Genomic DNA, 19,025 nt, shown 5'->3' on the forward strand with positions numbered 1-19,025 from the left:
AATTGTGTCTAACAATTAAAGAATAATTCCAGCGTCATCATCTTCTAAAGTGAATTTGACGTTATCTTGGATTCATTCTTTTCTAATTTCAGCATTATCACCCATTAAAATTTTAAAGGCTCTCTCTGCTTGTAAGCCATCTTCAATGGCTACTTGAATTAATTTTCTTGAATTTGGATCCATGGTTGTTTCTCATAATTGAGTATCATCCATTTCTCCTAACCCTTTAAAACGTTTTAATTCATAACGTTTATTTTCGTTTTCTTTAACAAATTCTTCTAAATCTTTTTCATCTCATAAATAGATTGAAGAATGATCTGAGAAAATGATTTGATATAGCGGTGGTAGCGCAATATAAACGTGTTTTTCGTTAATTAAATCACGCATGTAACGATAGAAGAAAGTTAATAATAACGTTTGAATATGTGCTCCATCAGTATCAGCATCAGTCATGATGATGATTTTTCCATAATTGGAATCTTTGGGGTCGAAATCATTTCCAACCCCAGCTCCAATTGCAGAAATAATAGTATTAATTTCTTCATTTTTCATTAAATCAGCTAGTTTTGCTTTTTCAGCATTAATAACTTTCCCTTTTAAAGGCAGAATCGCTTGAGTTTTACTGTCGCGCCCTTTTCTAGCACTCCCAGCAGCTGAATCTCCTTCAACTAAAAATAGTTCGTTATCTTCTTTTTTCTTTCCAGAACAAGCCATTAATTTTCCTAACATGGTTTTGTTCTTAGTTTTAGATTTACTATCCCTGATTGCTTGGCGAGCTTTTCTAGCTTCTTCTCTAGCTCTTCTTGCCATCAAAGCTTTTTCAATAATTTGTTTAGCTAGTTCTTTGTTTTCTCTTAATCAGAATGACAAGTGCTGGTTAGTAATTGATTCAACTGCAGCTCTTGCTTCAATTGTTCCTAACTTCCCTTTTGTTTGTCCTTCATACTGAATTAAATCTTCTGGAACTTTAACTGAAACAACAGCTACTAGTCCTTCTTTTAAATCATTACTATCTAAACGTTTATCTTTTTCTTTTAATAACCCGACCTCAAGTGCATAGTTATTAATTGCTTTGTTTAAACCAGTTTTAAACCCAGTAATATGAGTTCCTCCATCACTAGTTTTAACATTATTAGCAAAGCCTAAAACAGTTTCAGAATAATCTTCAGTATATTCCATTGCAATTTCAACATCGATTTCTTTTTCAGAACCACGAAGTTGAATCACTGGTGTAATTGAAACTTTGTTTTCACTAAGTTCTTTTACAAATTCTTCTAATCCGTTTTCAAATTGAAAACTTACAGTTCTACCATTGATTTGATCAATTAAATCAATTCTTAAACCTGAATTTAATAAAGCAGATTCTCTTAAACGTTCACTGATGGTTGTGAAACTGAATTTAACACTATTAAAAATTGCTTTATCTGGTAAAAAGTTAACAACTGTTCCAGTTTTTGAAGTTTTTCCAACCTTAGTTAAAGGTTCAACTAACTTTCCACCATCTTTAAATTTAATTTCACTAACAATTCCATCACGATAAATTGTGACATCAAAACGACTTGATAAGGCATTAACAACACTTGAACCAACTCCATGTAGTCCTCCAGATGTTTTATACCCATTCCCACCAAATTTACCTCCAGCATGTAAAACTGAAAAGATAACTTCTGGTGTTGATTTGTTCAGTTTCTTGTTCATTCCAATCGGAACTCCACGTCCGTTATCTTCAACAGAAACTGAACCATCTTTTTCTAATGTCACTGTAATTTTTGTCGCATACCCAGCCAAAGCTTCATCGATTGAGTTGTCAACAATTTCTCAAACTAAGTGATGTAACCCTTTAACATCAGTTGAACCGATGTACATTCCAGGTCTTTTTCTAACAGCTTCTAAACCTTCTAAGACTTCAATCGAGTCATCGTTGTAGGCTGCTGTAACTTTATCTGACATTTAATAACCCCATTTTCTAATAACTAATAATTATTGATTGTCATAGATTGTATCTAAGATATAACCTTGTGTATCAATTAAATCAGCTCTTAAATCATCATTTAAGAACGGATTTTCTTTATCCCTACTTAATAGTTTCATAACGATTTCTAATAAATCATCAATTAACATTTCATAACAGAAAATAACATCTTTAAAATCTTTTTTACTGATTTCATAAACATTAACTCCTGTTTGATTATCATCATCATACATTTGATCTAAATTAGTGATTTTTTTAACCTTCATTGGTTTATCCTTCATTTTGTCAAAATATTGTAGAAGATATTTTGTTCAATATCAGGTTGCATCTTCATTCTTTTCAGATTGTAAATCACCTTGTAGATATGATTTAGCTTCTTTTGAATCTAAATCAACTGTATGGAAGGGAACTAAATATAATTCATCTTTAATTGTAGAAATTAAAAATAACCCGGTTAGTTCATTTCCGTGTTGATAAATATAAAAATTTCTAATTAATGGTGTGTGTTTTTCATCAATTGTCTTGTAGTCTAATTTCATTTTCTTATAACCTCAATACTAATAATAACATTGTTAAATCATTTACTTTTCACCCGATAGAAAAAACCATTCCAAAAAATGAAAATAACTTTAATTGTGAAGTTATTTATTTTTGAAATGGTTTTAATTTATCTTAGTCAGCTTTGAATCCAGCCATTGGGTGAATCACATCTTCTGGGTTAATTTCTTCTCTTTTTCCCATACGACGATCTAGTCCAGCTAAAGTAGTTCCATTCATTTCGATTCTGTCTAAAATATCTTTATTTTCATCAATTTCAGTTCAGTAGTCTTTAATGAATCATGAGTAGAATTCTGCTGTTAAATAATCATTTTTCGCAATTGCGTTTTGTTTAATTTTTAAAGCAAAATCTAAAGTCTTTTGTCTCATGTTGATGTAGAAAGTAACTGCATCTTTTGGATTTTGAATTGTAAAGGTTTTAAAGTCTGGAGATTTAATTTCATAATCTTCAGCTCCAGTTGTTCCTTGTAAGTAATTAATAATTCTTCTTTGGTGCATAAATTCATCTTCTGATTGCACTTGATAGAATCAAGAAAAACCTGGGAATCCATTTAAGCTAAGTTGTTGTGAAAGTCACATACATTCTAGTTGTGTTTGAATGTGTAAATTTAAGAAATCTACAACATCTTGTTTTACGTCTTTGTTTATCATTGTTAATTAACTCCTTTTTTATTTTTAATATCATAGCATAAGTTAATGATTATTAATGATTTTTTTAAAGTTTAAGGCCGTATTTATCATTGATTTTTTTATCTACTAAATAAGTAATATCTTCTCCTAGATGTTCCAGCGAAATTTGATTAATTGTTTCAAATGATGCCATATTATCTTTATCATTAAGACATTCCTTCTCACAATATTTCGCAAGAACTTCAGCAGTTAAAGCAACGATAGATTTACCTTCAATATCCAATCTGTTACCTTTTGAAAATCTTGGCGATACAACAATGCAATATTTTGAAGCGTTAAGAGATATGTGTCGTTCAAGTCTTGAGGGATTTAAGTCAACATATGATTTTCTTGATTTAGCTTCCACATTAATTTTATATGTTCCATCATCAAATGAATTCTCAAAGGCGCATAGTAAATCAGTATTACCCGAACCGCTAATAATTTCCACATTTAAATTTTCTCTAAATAATTCAAAGACAGGTTTTAATGATTGCTCAAAAGATTTTCCATCTTTGGTTCCGTATTTTGCTTCTTGTGTCATATGGTTAACCATTGATACAATTTCATTCACTCTTTCGGAGTCTTTAAATATTGTTGAGTAATAATTTAAAAAATCAATTTCATATAATTCTTCTTTTCAATCATCTTTTGAAAATATGTTAGGATCTTTTAATGATATTGGAATTTCTCAGCAAGGAAATTTTTTAAGTAATTCTTTTGAAGGCTCAATTAAATCATCAGCTAATTTGATATAACCAGGGAAATTCCCTTTTTTATTTTTTATTTTTACTCCATCATTTCTAAATGTCTTAGTATTACCATGTTGGAATTTGAAAATGTGTCCTTCATTGTGTAAAGGATCGCCACATATTTCTAAAACATTAAACTCAGAAAATAATCTAGAAAAATAATTTTTTACTTCATGTAGGCAATTTGCAAAAATAGACTCATAATTCGGAACATCAATAAATTTTTGTTTTTTGTTTTGATATGAAAGTTTTCTATAATCAAGCAAAACATCAATCAGTTCGTAATAATCATTCTCATTAATACTTGTTATGAAATTTAGTATGTATATAAATTCATCAAAATAAATTCTATTGTTCAGTTTTTCTTCAGTTAACAGACTGATTATCAATCTTCCAAAATAAATTTCAAAATCCAAATCAGTCTTGCTATATGGATGAGGATATTGCATTGAAAAAAGATTAATAAGTACATTTTTTGATTCTTCTATGGTTCCTCTTACAATATTTGATGTGCTTATAGTAGGGATAAAATATTCTTCCTTGGTTTTGAGATTTTTTTGTGAATATCCAAACATGTAAAAAGCTAACTGACTTTTTCTAACTCCCATTGTAGAAGCTGAACCTTTTTTACTACGGCCTTTATAAGCTCCAGTATTAAAAAGCTCTTGTTTTATATCGTTATTATTAATAGATTTAGTTTTGTCGGAAATTGCATCAAGAAATGGGACAACGTGATCTCTAGAACTAATATTTTTTTGTAAAATTCATCTATGTTCTTTAGTTCTTTTTAATTTTTCCATTGGAATTAATACCTCTCAAAATGTTTTCACTGAAACGTGGTGGAATAGCCTCTCCTATCACAGTTCTAATTAGAGTTTCCGAACATCAATCAGGTAAGTCTAAATCAGGATTTAATGAAGATACAATGAAAGTTTCTCTCAGTGTTAATGCGCGAGCATCGCTATATGTGCCATCTTTATTTTTTCTTCCTGGATGAACATTATTGTGTCCACCCATACTTCCATTGTTAATAGCTCTAGCTGGGGAAGGTTCATTTCACTTCATTCGTTTATATGTGTTATGAAAACCTTTAATTTTTTCACCATTAGGTTTTCTAGGATAATAAAAATCGTTTGCCATAGCAGATTTTCCTTCTGGAGTATGTGACATAGCCAAAATTTCACGGTCATTATGAACTTTTGCCTTATGTCATTTTATTCCACTATCTTGTCCCGATTCTAAAGATGGAAGATCACCAATAGCTTCTTCTAAAGTTATTCTTTTTTTTGGAATCGGGTCTGCTCATTTTAAGTTATTTTTGAACATTTTTATGAAGCCTCTAGGGCGGCTTTGAGGAACACCATAATCCGCAGCATTTAATACAAAGGAATCAATATTATATTTATCAGAAAATTCAATATGCATAATATCAGTAAGTTTTTTTAACTCACCTTTATATGGAAAAAATAATTTTAAAAATTTTGGAACATTTTCTATTAATATGTAGTCGAAATCATTGTCTTTTATCATATCTATTACATAAAATATTAAATAATTTCTTTTATCAGTTGAATATTCTTTTTTTCCCATTGTGCTCATACCTTGGCATGGAGGGGTGGCAATTAAAAATTTACAATCATTTTTTTTAACTTGTTCATCAAACTTTTTAAATACTTGCTCATCGGTAATATCACCGCAAATCATTTCAGTTTCTGGATGAAAAAAACTATATAGAGCTGCTCTTTTACTTAAAAGTTCGTTCGCTACTTTGATGTCAATCCCAATTTCATCAAAGTAAGTTTCAGCGATTCCTGCGCTAGAAAACATAGATGCGCCTTTTATATTTTTAGTCATTTTTCTTAAGCCCTTTCAATAATGAATTAATTAATTTTGGAGGGACAGCTTCACCAATCATTTGTCTTATTTGTATATCAGAAGAAAAATTAGGGATATCCATGTCAGGGTTTAAAGAAGATAAAATAAACAATTCTCTTAATGACAAAACTCTAGCATCAGAATAAGTTCCATCAGGTCTTTTTCTACCTGGATGGACATTACTTTGTGATGAAATACAATCATTTCTCATTGTGATTGTTGGTGCTGGTTCATCTCAAGACATTCTTTTATATGATGCTGCATACCCTTTAACTCTTTCACCAGTTTTTTTATTTTTTGGGTAGTAAATTTCATTTTCAAAAGCAGAATGCCCAGAAGGTGTGTGAGAAAGAATCTCAATATGCTCAGGAGTGTGCTTTCGAGCATTATGATTTTTTATATTAGATGTTTCATTTGATTCTAGAGATGGTAGATCGCCAATTGCCTCTCTTAACGTAATTGGTTTATGCTTTTTAGGTTCTTCTCAATCATTACCATCTTTTCACATTCTGATAATTGAACGTTCTCTATGTTGAGGCACTCCATAATATTGAGCATCAAATATTTCAAAGGAAAGATTATATTTGTCACTATATTTATTTCTCACTATTTCCTCAATTGATTTCAAAGAACCATTGCTAGGATATTTAATTTTAAAAAAACGAGCTACATTTTCTATCATTACGTATTCAGGATCTAATTCATCAATGATATCAAAAACATCAAAAATTAAGTAATTTCTATCATCAGATAACATTTGATCATTAGACTTGTTTTTTCCAATTAAACTAACTCCTTGACAAGGAGGAGTTGCAAAAATGAAATTAACCTTCTTCTTTTTTGCTTCGTTAATTATTTTGTCTTTTATGCTTTTTTCTGTAATATCTCCGCAAATCATTTCAGTTTTTGGATGTCAAAATTGGTGAGTTTTTGCCCTTATAGGCAATAATTCAGAAGACAATACAACCTTCGAATCAGTCCCATCAAAGCCAAATTCTGCAATTCCGGCACTAGAAAAAAGAGATAAAACTCTATTCTTTCCCATATTTTTTCCCCTTTTCAATTGAATATTAAAAAATAAATAAAATTGAATTTTTATTCACTTATGATATTTTTACAATACTAAATTATTCAATTTCGATTATATCAAACAGAAACAAGTTTAGTGGGGGTAATGAAAAAATAGTTGAGTTTTGAGATAGTCAACTATTTTAAAAATTCAATGTTTTCCAAGAATTGCTTGTAGGTTAAAGAGCCTAGACCATATTTTCCAATTTTAAAACCAGTTATTTGTCAATAACTATTTAATTTTCCGTTATCAGTTAATTTGTCATAAAGTTCTCCAGAATCTAGCTCATCTCAATCTGTAAAGTATTTGTAGTCAATATATAGTGAACAATTTGAAATCAACGTTTCACCATTTTCATCAGTACAATAACCTTCAATTTTTAAATTAGAATTTAAAATAATATCAGTTTGGTTTTCTTCATTATAAGCAAAAACAAAATCAAACATTTCTTCTAAATTAGTTTTGTTGCCTTTATATTCATATGTTTTGTGTAATCAAGAATAAAAAATATGTGCCAAATAAGATAGTTGAATAATCATATAAGTATTTAACAAATTCTCATTCATATCTTGGTGCACATATTTTTCATCTAATAAATTATTAGTCATCTAATTATTATTGTCTTCAATTAAAGCAGCAATCTTTGTAGCTACCATATCAACAGCTACATCATTTCCTTCATAATAAGGAACAATTAAATCAGCATAATCAATACTTGGTTCAACGAACATTTGGTGCATTGGACGAACAACATTTAAATATTGATCGACAACTGATTCTAAACTTCTTCCACGTTTTTCAACATCACGTTGTAAACGACGAATAAAACGAACATCATCAGCTGTTTTGATAAATAATTTAATATCTCCCATTTCACGGATTTCTTTTAAATGTAGAGCAAAGATTCCGTCAAGGATAATTACATCAGCTGGACCAATGGTTTTAGTTTCTTTAGTTCTGTTACTTGTCACAAAGTCATATTGTGGAATTTCAACTGCATGTCTCTCTTTTAGTTCATTTAAGTCATGAACTAACAAGTCAGTATCAATTGCATCGGGATGATCAAAGTTAACTTTTTTTCGTTCTTCTTCATTTAGATGTGACAAATCTTTGTAATAATTATCCATTGAAATATAGTCAACAGATTTATCACCAAGAATTTGATTTGCGATTTTTTTAGCAACAGTTGATTTACCAGAACCAGAGCAACCAGCAATAATAACAATTGTTACAGGTTTTTTAGTTTGTACGTTTTCCATTTTTTATCTTCTCCCAAGTTTTTAATTAATTTGATTTTACAATTATTTGTTCTATTTTGAAACAATTAACATCAATAAAAGATTTATATATTTTATTATAAAAAATGAACGCAAAAAATAGCGTTCATGAATTACTTGTTGTTTTCTTCAACTAAAGCAGCAATTTTTGTAGCAACTAAGTCAACAGCGACATCGTTTCCTTCATAATAAGGCACGATTAAATCAGCATTATCTATACTTGGTTCAACAAAGTATTGGTGCATTGGACGAACAGTGTTTAAGTATTGGTCGATTACTGAATCAATACTTCTTCCACGTTCTTTAACATCACGTTCTAAACGGCGAATGAATCTTACATCATCAGCAGTTTTAATAAATAATTTAATATCTCCAAAATCACGAATTTTTTCGATATGTAGAGCCAAAATCCCATCAAGAATAATAACATCAGCTGGACCCATAATTTTTGGTTCAGCTTTTCTTGTATGACTAACGAAATCATATTGCGGAACAGGAATTGCTTCTCTGTTCTTTAATTTTCCTAATTGTTCAACTAACAAATCAACGTCGATTGCGTTTGGGTGATCAAAGTTAACAGCTTCTCTCTCATCTTCAGTTAATCCAGATAAGTCTTTATAGTAATTATCCATTGAAATGTATTCAACAGATTTATCTCCTAAAATTTGGTCTGAAATTTTTTTAGCTACAGTTGTTTTTCCAGAACCAGATCCACCAGCAATAATGATGATTGTTACTGGTTTTTTGTTTTGTGTTTGTGTTTTCTCCATTACAAATACCTCAACTTAAAATTATAGGCACTTAGTTGCGGTTATGCAATCTTATTATGCTTTGTTTTTTATTTATTCCTTCAGCTCGTTGAAATTTGTTTTTTATTATCATTTAAAAGTGTATATTTTTAATAAAAAGAAGGGTCGAAAAAGTTATGGAATTAAATAACGAAAATCAAATTGAAAATTTATGAACTTTAAATGATGAATTGGTAAAAACAATCGAATATTTAAAGCTGGAAACAAAAACCAAATATGAAGGTCTAGTTGAAATTTGAAATAATGAAGAATATTTATTTTTCTACAATAGAAAAACTATAGATGAAACTTATCGATATGTACATGAAAGTTTGAATTTACTCAACTCAATTAAGACAAAGTCTCGTTTTAATATAGAAATATTGGTTAATATTTTGAAAAAGGATAACTGAAGCCCTCTTGAAAAGAATGGACTCATACTTCATCTAGACAATCTATTTCAATGCGTAAAATATATTTATGTTTATCAAGTTTATGGAATGCCAAATAAAATTGATGTTTATACTGAAGGAACTACCAATTGAGATTCTTTAAAGCCAAAATATCTTTCCAAAAATAAAAAAGAATCTCTAAAAAATCAATTTATTCAATTATCAAATAACACATCATTATTTTATGAATACATGGAACTTGTTAAGGGAATAAGAAATCTAATTGCCCATCCTTTTAGCGTGTATGAGCGACCAGACATAGGGATTATGTGAAAAACAAATGATTTATTTTATGATTTGTCTGAAGAAGAAGGAAAAAAGGATGGAATGGACATGTTTTTTACCACACAAATACCCAATCCGTCTATAAAAACTGTGTTGGAAAATGAACCAATTGGTCAGATTAGAGGGTTTAATTCTAAATTGGTTCTACATAACTGCTTAATTGAATTGATAAGTTGAATTGATAACTTTCAAAATCAAAGACAAAAACTGCAACGTTATTACATTTAATAGTTTCATTATGAAACTATATAGACAAAGAAAAAGACATTTACATGTCTTTTTTTATTATTTATTTCTTTCAATTTATAACTGTCTCTAAACCAACGTCCATTAAAGAATTCACAGTTTCGTTTTCATCGTTAACAACAACCATTGCTAACAATCCTTCTAAAAACGGTCCGTTAAATACTTTAATATATTCAGAAGCATCATTGCCATTTTCAGCACTAAGCAGATTTATAGCCGCTCTGGCATTCAAAATAGAAGAACCAATATCAGGAACGATAATAACACCATCACCTTGGTCGATTTCTTTTATTTTATTCTTAATTTCAATAGCATTGGTTCCTAATCTTCTGTCATGATCTCCTCCAATATAATCAAGGATAAAATCACTATTCTTCATCTCTTTTATCAGATCCACTGTTGATTTTGCCAAATCATGGGAATGCGAAACAACTAAAATAGATACCATTGTTTTTAGTGACAAGAGATTTCTACTTGGTTAATACTTTTTCATAACAAGTAGATTGTGACACTACCAGGATCGATGTGTCCAATACTACGTTTACCAAGGTAGGCTGCTCTTCCTTTCTTTGCTTCTAAATCTTTAGTATCCTCCATTGCTTTTTTAGCAGTTACTTCTGCTTCTTTAATCGCTTTATGAGGATCATTGATGTTTTTTTCTAAAGTTTCTAAACTTGGAATTAAGACATCAACCATGGTTTTATCTCCCAATTGTGCTTTACCTAAAACTTGAACTCCATCAATTCCTGATTGAATTGCTTTAATTCATTGATCAAGATAAGTTCTTTCAGTATCATCTAAACCATTTGACATTTGTAATGCTAAAGTTCCAAATAAAGGACCAGAACTTCCACCAATCTTAGACATTAAAATCATCGCAACATCTTTTAATGTTTGTTTTGGAGTTAAATCATCAAAGTTTCCTTTATTAATTTCTTCTTGAATTGCTTCAAACCCGCGCACAACATTAGTTCCGTGATCTCCATCTCCAATTGCTGCATCAAGTTGGTTTAAGTATTCTTTATTTTCATGTAATTCTTTATTAATTTCTTCTAATAACTTAATAAGTTGTCTATTGTTCATTTTAAACTACCTTCAATCCTATTGTATTTGCTCTTTGTTGCATTAATTTAGCCATTTCATCATCTAGTTTCATTAAAGAAATACTAAACCCTGGCATATCAATACTGGTAAAGTAATTACCAACAAAAGCTTTTTCTAAAATTATGCCTTCATCATTTAACATTAAGATTGCTTTTCTAGCAACAATAAAGAATTCTGATTGAGGAGTTCCTCCTAAACCATTAACTAGTAAAGCTACTTTATCACCTTTTTTAAGGTCAAGTTTCGCAATTAGTTTTGGCATAATTTCTTGAACGTGAACATCGGCTGTTTGAATTGGTTCTTGACGAACCCCACGTTCTCCATGAGCTCCAACTCCATATTCAACTGTAAAATCATCAAGTTCAAAACCTTTAAATCCAGCTGTCGGAATTGTTGTTCCGTTTGCAGCAATTCCAATCGTTGCTGTATTTTTATTGGCACGAACACCAATTTCTTTTAGTTCTTCTAAACTAGCGTTTTGTTCAGCTTTAGCACCAATTATCTTTGTAACCAATACTCCTCCAGCTAAACCTCTTTTAATCATCTTATCTTCTGATATTTCTTCTGTGGCGATATCATCGCTAATAACTACAAAATCAATTTTTACTCCTAGTTGTTGAGCTGCTTGGAGAGCCATTCGGAAGTTAATTCGGTCTCCAGTATAATTATAAAGCACTAATAAAACCCCGTTTTTAGTCGGGACATTCTCAATTGCTTTTAAAATTTGATCTGGGGTTGGGGAAGTAAAAACTTCACCAACCACTCCAGCATCCAACATTCCTTCTCCAACATAACTGTTTGGTGCTGGTTCATGACCAGTTCCACATCCAGATATAATTGAAACTTTGTTTGGATTTTTAAACTCTTTTCTTGTGATTACGTAACTATTTGGGATTAATCGCACTATATCAGGGTAGGCTAAAGCAAGCCCTTCTAAGATATTAGAAACGATATCTTCAATATCGTTCATAAATTTCTTCATAGTGTTTACCTCTTTTGTATACAATTTTGATTATAATTTCATTTTGAGAGAAAGCCAAGGATTTTTAACAAATAAAAAAGGAAGCCTATTATAGGTAGCTTCCTGGTGAATTATAAATATAATTGTTAGTTAAACTATATTAATATGCAATATATAAAATACATGTTGTTATATGGGATTGTTTTTAGTTATTAGTTAATTTTATTTTATATTTTTGCAAACCAATAACAGGACCTCTACTTTCCTGTTATTGACCTTGATCTTTTATTGTTTGTTAATTAATTACAATTAACTCTTTCATTCTAGCCTATATTTCAAAAAAATACAATTAAAAAAATCACAAAAATTACGTTTTTCACGATTTTTGTGGCTATGAATATTTTTCTAATCACAAAAATGCGATTAGTGATTATTTTAAACTAATTTTGACAACTAATTTGTTAATTATTAACTTAATTTAAGCAAGCTAATTAAACGAGGTAGCTATTGTTAAATAAATACCTTTTTATTTTACTTCACACCTATTTTAAGTCAAGAAAAACCTTTGATTTCTTCAAGGTTTTTAGCTCCATATTCTGCTTTGAAAAAATCAAAAAAGAATTAAAAAAGCATTATTTTCGAGTGATTGTTTTAGTCTAGAACGATAATGCATACAAAATTTAACTAATATTCTTTTTTTAGAACATTATAAAAGTTATAATTTAAATAACAATAGAAAGGAGAAAAGAAAAATATCATGGAAACTACTAAAATTTTAACTGACTTTTATAATTCATTTAAAGATTATAAAACTCTAGATGGTTCTTTAAATATCAACCCAACAAACTCAAACTTCGACTTAATTAAATGAGTTGATGATTTAAGAGACGAACTATATAAAGATGATTTTGCTTTAGCTGAGCATGTTATGGATAAAATAGAAGATATTATTCCTTATATGGAATTCAAGTATTCTTGACAGTATCTAAGAACTGAACTAATCAAAGAAAAAGAGCATATGACCTTCCGAGATCAAGTCAATGCTACCCAAGCTGATTATTATGAACTACAAACTATGTTTACGTTCATCTTTTCGCTTTTAAACCGTTTAACAATGCTTCATTACATTAGTACTAATGAAGATTATTTTTATAACTTAATTCTCGAAGAACAAGAAAAGAACCCAGAACATCCAAACGTTGATGCGATTTTGATGCAGAAATTAAAACGTGTTACTTTTAATAACTGAAGGTATAATACGAAAATTACTCAATATGAGAATTCTTTCTTATGAAGTCAATTTTTAAAGAACGCACGTAACGTTGATGAACACTACGGAGTTTTATTTAAAATTGAAGATCCCCAACGTTTTAAAGAAAGCACTTTTAATTTCTATATTGAAATCATGCTTTCAGTTTATCTATTCTTATATTATCTTGATGATTATAAAGCCGAATTTGAACAAAACGGCGGAGGTGAAGATTTCTTCTTATAGAGGAAATCTTTTTTATCACTTATTTTTTAAAAAGTTATATGCAGTTGTAATCATCTGCATCTTTTTTTCTGCAATCGGATTATCTTTATTTAAATCAGGGTGATATTGTTTAGCTAGTTTTTTATATGCTTGTTTAATTTCTTTAATAGTTACTGGTGAAGTTAACCCAAGCATCATTAAAGCTTGTTGTTCATCATCAAAGTTAGTATCAAATACTAAGTTTTCTTCATCAAAGTCGCTAAAAGCGGCTTTTTTCTTAGTTTGTGAACTCATTCTAGCTTTATCTAAATCAATCGCAAAGACACTGTAAAATTGTTCAAAACTATGTTTTAAAAGGTTAGCTGATTTGTTGCTCATTTCTTGAATAAAAACATATTCATCATTTTCTAATTTTTTAAATAAGTATTCATGATCACTTGTTTCATTAAATAAAGTTAGATATGTTGTTAAAACTTTTGGTAGATAATCTGAAGCTAAGTTATTTCTCACTAATTCTAAAAAGTCTTCATAGTATTTTTCACAAACTTCTTCAAATTCAACTTGAATTTCATCAACTTTACCAATAACTTTTTCTTTAACATCATTTAAAGCTTCAAATCCACCTTTTAAAATAGTTTCTAAGTATTTATTTACTGGTTTTAAGTGTTCAGTTCATACTTGATCGGCAATTTCTTCATTACAAGCAAATTTTAAATAACTTCTCGTATTAAAAAATTGTGAAGTTATTAGTTCACTAATTTCTTCTTGATATTCAAATCCTCTGATGAAGAAATCTTTTTTGCTCACAATAAAACTTGTTAATAAAAAATTATATTCACCTGAAGCTTGTAACTTATTAATTGTTAAAGTTCTTAAATCACTATATTGTTTTTGATTTTCTTTTTCAAAAGCTTTGATTTTATCGATTTTAAGCTTATATTCTTGATTCATTTTAAAAATTCCTGATTCCTTTCTTAAATAATAAAATAAAACCTTTAAAAAAGGTTTTATTTACTCTTAATATAATTAACGACTTCTCTAGCTAATTCACTAGAATTGTCTTTATCACCATCTAAAACATAAAAAGGAACTTTATCTTTTAATTGGTTATATCATTTATCATAAGTTTGATTTAAACGGTTTCAGAATTTAGGATCGACTTCTTGTTCTTCTTTAATTCCACGTTGTTTAATTCGATTGGTTGAAGTTTCATCACTTACTCTTAAATAAATTACTAAATCATAAGCTGGTCTAGTCTTTGTAAATAAGGAAGGGACCATTGAAACTTCAAAATAATCACTATACACTCCTCAATCACGATCATCAATTTTCCCAAGTTGATGATTCGTATCCGCAAAAACGATGGTATCCATCACTCCACGATCAAAAAGTGTGTTTTTCTTTCCATATGATTCTTTTAATTGGCGCATACGCGCTGCTAACATTCAGATTTCCATTTTATATGTAATATCTTGAACTTGTTCTTTAGTGGTGTAAAGCTGACTAAAGTACGGGTTTTTTTGTAACGGTTCTCAAAATATTTCATAATCGGGTTCTAGAGCGTGAATGTTTTGAATTAGAGTTGTTTTTCCAGCACCAACTGTGCCAAAAATTGCTATTCTCATTTTCATAACCCCCATATAACATACAAACTAATTCTAACAAAAAAAGACTCTAGCAAGAGTCTTTTATTCTAATCTTAGCGAACTAATTTTTGAAGAACTTCACTAAGTTCTTTTGCAGCTTTTGGTAAAAAGGCATCAAATTGATCCCCATTTTCTTCTTCAGTTGCTAAAACATCAGAAACAATTTTTAAAGCACCAATTTTTTGATTAAAAATATAGGCAGTTTGGAAAAAAGCAGCACATTCCATTTCAGCAATTAAGATTGGTTCATTTAAACGGTTAATATAAACATCAACTTGTTCTTGATTAGAAAAGAAAACATCACTTGTTGCAGTTGAACCAACCACAACATGTTTTTGTTTATCTTCTTGAATTGCTTTTGCTAAGTTAGCTTCAATTTCAACATCAGCTTGATATGAAATTGGCATTTGAGGAACTTGTCCATATTTATAACCAATTGCAGTCGCATCAGCTGTTGAATAATAAGCACTATCAACAATCACAAAATCATTTTGTTTTAATTTAGCATTAACACCACAAGCGGTTCCGGCATTAATAACAAATTCAATGTTATTTGTATTATTGTATTTTGCTAATAAATAACTAAGTCCAGTTGAGGCATTACTAATCCCAATTCCCACTCAAGCAACAATTGTATCTAATTCTTCTGAATAGTATTCGTTAATGATTGAATCATTAACTGGTTTTGCATTAATGTCTTTAACAAAGGTTGAAAGTTCTTCTTCCATTGCTCCAATAATAATTTTCATAATTTATTCGTTCCCTTCTGTGATGTAGTAATCATAAGTGTTTTTAAGCATTGCACCAATTCCATCATTTCCGTTCTTTTCTAAAGCACGGTCATATTGCATTTTTAACAATGCTTTAAATCCTTGGTTTAAATCTTTATAAACTAATTTTCTGTATTCTTCAACCCCAGGATAGTCTCTTTCCTTTGAAACTTTATCAGCACAAAAAACAATTTTGTCCAATAATCCCATATTTGGTGCTCCAACTGTATGATTAAAAACAGCTTGAAGAATTTCTTGATCTTTAATTAGTCAGTCATTTTGTAAGTGAAGATATCCTGTAAAAGAATGTCAAACAGGATATGGTTCTTGTTCTAATTCTGGTAATCATTTTTGTAAATAGCTTAAAGACTTTTCTTCACTTCAACGTTTAGTAATATCGTGTAAAGTACCGGCAACCAAAGCTTTTTGGGTGTCTGCTCCATGAATGGTTGCAAGTTCTTTTGCCATCACACCAACATTAATAGAATGAATATATCTTTTTTCATCCATTTGACTTTTAACTCTTTCATTTAAATATAAAAGGTTATAGTTTACATAATCATTAATTGCTGGAATTTGGAGTCAAAGTTTTTCTAAATGTCTAATTTCAGTTGAAGATAAACCAACTCTATCAAAGTCAAAAACTTCTAGATGATATTTATCAACAATTTCATGATTATAGTCGTCACTTCTTTTGAAGACTTTAAAATCAATCATTTTGATTAGTTCATCAAAATGATTTCATTCTTCAAAATGATCTAGTTGATCACTTCCCATAACAAAACAAAATTCGAAGTCTTCATTTTTATAATAATTTTTAATATATTCAACCGTTTGATAAGTATAGCTTGGTTTTGTTTTCATAATTTCATATTGGTTAATTTTAATAAAACTATGTTCTTTTTCTAAGATTCTTAGCATAGCTAAACGATCTTCAACAGTTGAATTTTGTTCAGTTTTAAAAGGATTTAAATAAGTTGGAATCATTCAAACTTCATCAAAACCAAGTTTGTCATGACAAGCAATTGCGATGTTGCAATGATCGGTATGAACTGGGTCAAAAGTTCCTCCAAATAAGGCGATTTTCTTTTTAGTACTCATTTTTCATAATGTTTTCTAATTGACGCCCAACACCATTATTATCAACAGATTCAACTACTTTAAAAGCAACTTCTTTTAAAGCTTCAACTGCATTTCCAACTGCATAGCCATGTTTAACTTCTTTTAACATGGCTATGTCATTATAGTTATCACCAAAACAAACAACATAAGGAACATTAGTTTTCACAATTTCACATCATTTGTTTAAACCATACCCTTTGTTAATTCCTTTTTTTAAGACATTAGTCATAAAGGCTAATGATTGCACATAATCAATTTGATCACTAAATTGATTGAATAATTCAACCATTCTTGTTTTTTGATCTTGGTTTTCAAAAGTACAAACTAATTCAACTGGTTTAAATTCTTCATCAGCGATTGCTGTTGCTATATCATCTAAATTCGGATAAGTTGTAATTTTAAATTGATGTTTTGGTTTTTGTTTATCACGATAAGTTCTTCAAGCAATCACACGATTAGAATTAGGAGTTCCAACAATTGCATCAGGAGTATACGCAACAATATCTAAACCTTCTTTGGCTGCTTGGCGAAAAATTTTAACACAAGTTGTTTTATCTAAATAATCAACACTTAAGATTTTTCCTTTATTATCAGTGATTAAAGCACCATTACAAGAAACAATTGGAAGTTGAATTTTTAATTCATCAGCAATTTTTTTATTTACAATAACATTTCTTCCAGTAATGAAAGAAAAACGATATCCAGATTTCTTTTGATAGTTTAAAACAGATTTAATTGTGTTTTCTGGAATGATTAAATCAGCTAAAGCTAAAGTTCCATCAACATCACTTAAAACAAAAGGTAATTCTTTTTCAAATAAACTCATTTTCTATCAATTCCTATTCTTTTTCTCAGCGACGACTAAGAATATAGTCAGCTCCACGTTGAGTTTCTTTCTTTTCTAATCCTGGATAATCTCATTGTCTTAAAACTTCAGCACTAGCAATTCCAACCGTATTTGCAATATTAATACTTCTAGCATCTTTAACCATTGGAATTCTAAAAGTAGTATCAAAGTGGTTATATAAAATTTCTTTATCAATCCCAGTTGATTCTCTCCCGAACATTAAATAAACTTCATCTTCAATTTCAGTAAAGTTAAAATCACTAATTGGTTTTTGACCATAACGGCTTAAACAATATAAAGGTGTGTTTGGGTGTTTCTTTTCAAAATCAGCTCAATTATCATATCTAATCATGTCAACTTTTTTATATTCATTAGCACTTCCACGACTCATGTTATGCTCATTTAAAATGAACCCTAATGGTTCAATGATGTGTAAACGCATATCAAAAGCAACACAAGTACGCATAATAGCTGCGGTATTATTAGCAATTTCTGGTTCAAATAAAACGATATTTACCTTACGCATTCCCATCAGCCTTGCTATCTAAAAATTCTTTTAATTTTTTTAAAGCTTTTGAACGGTGTGAAAAGTCGTTTTTGTTTTCAACTTGTTCTGCAACAGTTCTATCAGTATCATTTGGAATGAAAATTTCATCATATCCAAATCCACCATTACCTTTAGCTTCTGGTGCGATATAACCATTTAAAACTCCTTGAAATCCTCTTTGGAAATTATTTTCAGGATCAAAGTAAACTAAGTAAGTTACCATTTTAGCTTTTCTTTGTTGTTTTGCTGTTAAGTGTTTTTCTTGTAACACAGCTAATAGTTTTTGATTAATTTCTTTTGGATCTGTGATTGGTAATGCTCAGCGTTTAGAACGAACTCCAGGGAAGTTATGCATTTCTTCAATTTCAATCCCACTATCATCACCAATAGTTGGTTTATGAATTACTTTTGCTAAAGCCATTGCTTTAATTAAAGCGTTTTGTTCAAAAGTTTCACCATTTTCTTCAATGTCTAATTTTTCTGGTAAGTCTAATAATGATTTAACATCATAGTCGTTACCTAACATTTGTTTAAATTCTTGAATCTTACCTTCATTTTCAGTAGCAATTCAAATTTCTTCTTTATTTGTCATAGTCTTTTTTTAATTCCTT

21 protein-coding genes are annotated in these 19,025 nt (G+C 29.5%); 2 read left to right on the top strand and 19 right to left on the bottom strand.

Features of this window, described 5'->3' with window-relative positions; all coding sequences use genetic code 4:
- Nucleotides 1-15 precede the first annotated feature (15 nt).
- The 9 genes from parE to udk (CP520_RS01520) all read right to left on the bottom strand — a co-directional run bounded on the left by parE (nt 16) and on the right by udk (CP520_RS01520) (nt 8,942).
- The gene (parE, locus tag CP520_RS01480) at nt 16-1,950 is read right to left on the bottom strand and encodes a DNA topoisomerase IV subunit B (RefSeq protein WP_096862717.1); all 1,935 of its coding nucleotides are present in this window, start codon (nt 1,948-1,950) and stop codon (nt 16-18) included.
- A gap of 30 nt (nt 1,951-1,980) precedes the next feature.
- The gene (locus CP520_RS01485) at nt 1,981-2,511 is read right to left on the bottom strand and encodes a hypothetical protein (protein ID WP_096862718.1); all 531 of its coding nucleotides are present in this window, start codon (nt 2,509-2,511) and stop codon (nt 1,981-1,983) included.
- 133 nt (nt 2,512-2,644) lie between these two features.
- Nucleotides 2,645-3,181: a ferritin-like domain-containing protein gene (locus tag CP520_RS01490; RefSeq protein ID WP_096862719.1), complete on the bottom strand. Its 537-nt coding sequence runs from the start codon at nt 3,179-3,181 to the stop codon at nt 2,645-2,647.
- Between the two features lie 64 nt (nt 3,182-3,245).
- Nucleotides 3,246-4,751 carry a hypothetical protein gene (locus tag CP520_RS01495; RefSeq protein ID WP_096862720.1) on the bottom strand — a complete coding sequence of 502 codons (1,506 nt, stop codon included), beginning with the start codon at nt 4,749-4,751 and terminating at the stop codon, nt 3,246-3,248.
- On the bottom strand, nt 4,729-5,805 hold the full coding sequence (locus tag CP520_RS01500) for a DNA cytosine methyltransferase (RefSeq protein WP_169835700.1): 1,077 nt from the start codon (nt 5,803-5,805) through the stop codon (nt 4,729-4,731). The genes CP520_RS01495 and CP520_RS01500 overlap by 23 nt, the downstream gene beginning before the upstream one ends.
- Nucleotides 5,798-6,871 carry a DNA cytosine methyltransferase gene (locus CP520_RS01505; RefSeq protein WP_096862721.1) on the bottom strand — a complete coding sequence of 358 codons (1,074 nt, stop codon included), beginning with the start codon at nt 6,869-6,871 and terminating at the stop codon, nt 5,798-5,800. The genes CP520_RS01500 and CP520_RS01505 overlap by 8 nt, the downstream gene beginning before the upstream one ends.
- A gap of 161 nt (nt 6,872-7,032) precedes the next feature.
- The gene (locus CP520_RS01510) at nt 7,033-7,503 is read right to left on the bottom strand and encodes a hypothetical protein (protein WP_096862722.1); all 471 of its coding nucleotides are present in this window, start codon (nt 7,501-7,503) and stop codon (nt 7,033-7,035) included.
- On the bottom strand, nt 7,504-8,154 hold the full coding sequence (udk, locus tag CP520_RS01515) for a uridine kinase (protein ID WP_096862723.1): 651 nt from the start codon (nt 8,152-8,154) through the stop codon (nt 7,504-7,506). It abuts the gene before it with no gap.
- 131 nt (nt 8,155-8,285) lie between these two features.
- Complete coding sequence (gene udk / locus CP520_RS01520) at nt 8,286-8,942, bottom strand: uridine kinase (protein WP_096862724.1); 657 nt, start codon at nt 8,940-8,942, stop codon at nt 8,286-8,288.
- Between the two features lie 155 nt (nt 8,943-9,097).
- On the opposite strand from udk (CP520_RS01520), the gene CP520_RS01525 reads away from it, so the two are divergent.
- Nucleotides 9,098-9,925 carry a hypothetical protein gene (locus CP520_RS01525; RefSeq protein ID WP_096862725.1) on the top strand — a complete coding sequence of 276 codons (828 nt, stop codon included), beginning with the start codon at nt 9,098-9,100 and terminating at the stop codon, nt 9,923-9,925.
- 61 nt (nt 9,926-9,986) lie between these two features.
- Here the strand turns inward: CP520_RS01525 and CP520_RS01530 are convergent, their stop codons facing one another.
- From CP520_RS01530 to CP520_RS01540, 3 genes are read right to left on the bottom strand one after another with little or no spacing between them, the layout of a single operon-like run.
- Nucleotides 9,987-10,391 carry a PTS-dependent dihydroxyacetone kinase phosphotransferase subunit DhaM gene (locus CP520_RS01530; protein ID WP_169835701.1) on the bottom strand — a complete coding sequence of 135 codons (405 nt, stop codon included), beginning with the start codon at nt 10,389-10,391 and terminating at the stop codon, nt 9,987-9,989.
- Between the two features lie 5 nt (nt 10,392-10,396).
- Nucleotides 10,397-11,026, bottom strand: a complete 630-nt coding sequence (dhaL, locus tag CP520_RS01535) for a dihydroxyacetone kinase subunit DhaL (RefSeq protein ID WP_096862727.1) — start codon at nt 11,024-11,026, stop codon at nt 10,397-10,399.
- 1 nt (nt 11,027) lies between these two features.
- Complete coding sequence (locus tag CP520_RS01540; RefSeq protein ID WP_096862728.1) at nt 11,028-12,029, bottom strand: dihydroxyacetone kinase subunit DhaK; 1,002 nt, start codon at nt 12,027-12,029, stop codon at nt 11,028-11,030.
- Nucleotides 12,030-12,765: 736 nt separating this feature from the next.
- Here CP520_RS01540 and CP520_RS01545 point away from each other — a divergent pair.
- On the top strand, nt 12,766-13,503 hold the full coding sequence (locus tag CP520_RS01545) for a hypothetical protein (protein WP_096862729.1): 738 nt from the start codon (nt 12,766-12,768) through the stop codon (nt 13,501-13,503).
- 12 nt (nt 13,504-13,515) lie between these two features.
- Here the strand turns inward: CP520_RS01545 and CP520_RS03720 are convergent, their stop codons facing one another.
- The 7 genes from CP520_RS03720 to rdgB form a co-directional block, all read right to left on the bottom strand.
- Complete coding sequence (locus CP520_RS03720) at nt 13,516-14,433, bottom strand: J domain-containing protein (RefSeq protein ID WP_211276340.1); 918 nt, start codon at nt 14,431-14,433, stop codon at nt 13,516-13,518.
- 56 nt (nt 14,434-14,489) lie between these two features.
- Nucleotides 14,490-15,107, bottom strand: coding sequence for a deoxynucleoside kinase (locus CP520_RS01555; protein ID WP_096862730.1), 618 nt, complete (start codon nt 15,105-15,107; stop codon nt 14,490-14,492).
- A gap of 74 nt (nt 15,108-15,181) precedes the next feature.
- A complete protein-coding gene (mtnN, locus tag CP520_RS01560; protein ID WP_096862731.1) occupies nt 15,182-15,877 on the bottom strand; it encodes a 5'-methylthioadenosine/S-adenosylhomocysteine nucleosidase in 696 nt (231 codons plus the stop codon).
- A 3-nt stretch (nt 15,878-15,880) separates the two neighbouring features.
- Nucleotides 15,881-16,999 carry a nicotinate-nucleotide adenylyltransferase gene (locus tag CP520_RS01565; RefSeq protein ID WP_096862732.1) on the bottom strand — a complete coding sequence of 373 codons (1,119 nt, stop codon included), beginning with the start codon at nt 16,997-16,999 and terminating at the stop codon, nt 15,881-15,883.
- Nucleotides 16,989-17,846, bottom strand: a complete 858-nt coding sequence (locus tag CP520_RS01570) for a Cof-type HAD-IIB family hydrolase (RefSeq protein ID WP_096862733.1) — start codon at nt 17,844-17,846, stop codon at nt 16,989-16,991. The genes CP520_RS01565 and CP520_RS01570 overlap by 11 nt, the downstream gene beginning before the upstream one ends.
- Nucleotides 17,847-17,859: 13 nt before the next feature.
- Nucleotides 17,860-18,399, bottom strand: coding sequence for a tRNA (cytidine(34)-2'-O)-methyltransferase (locus CP520_RS01575; RefSeq protein WP_096862734.1), 540 nt, complete (start codon nt 18,397-18,399; stop codon nt 17,860-17,862).
- Entirely contained in the window at nt 18,386-19,006 is a 621-nt protein-coding gene (gene rdgB, locus CP520_RS01580; RefSeq protein ID WP_096862735.1) for an RdgB/HAM1 family non-canonical purine NTP pyrophosphatase, read from the bottom strand. The genes CP520_RS01575 and rdgB overlap by 14 nt, the downstream gene beginning before the upstream one ends.
- Nucleotides 19,007-19,025: the final 19 nt, after the last annotated feature.

Source organism: Mesoplasma lactucae ATCC 49193 (assembly GCF_002441935.1).
Taxonomy (GTDB): Bacteria; Bacillota_I; Bacilli_A; order Mycoplasmatales; family Mycoplasmataceae; genus Edwardiiplasma; species Edwardiiplasma lactucae.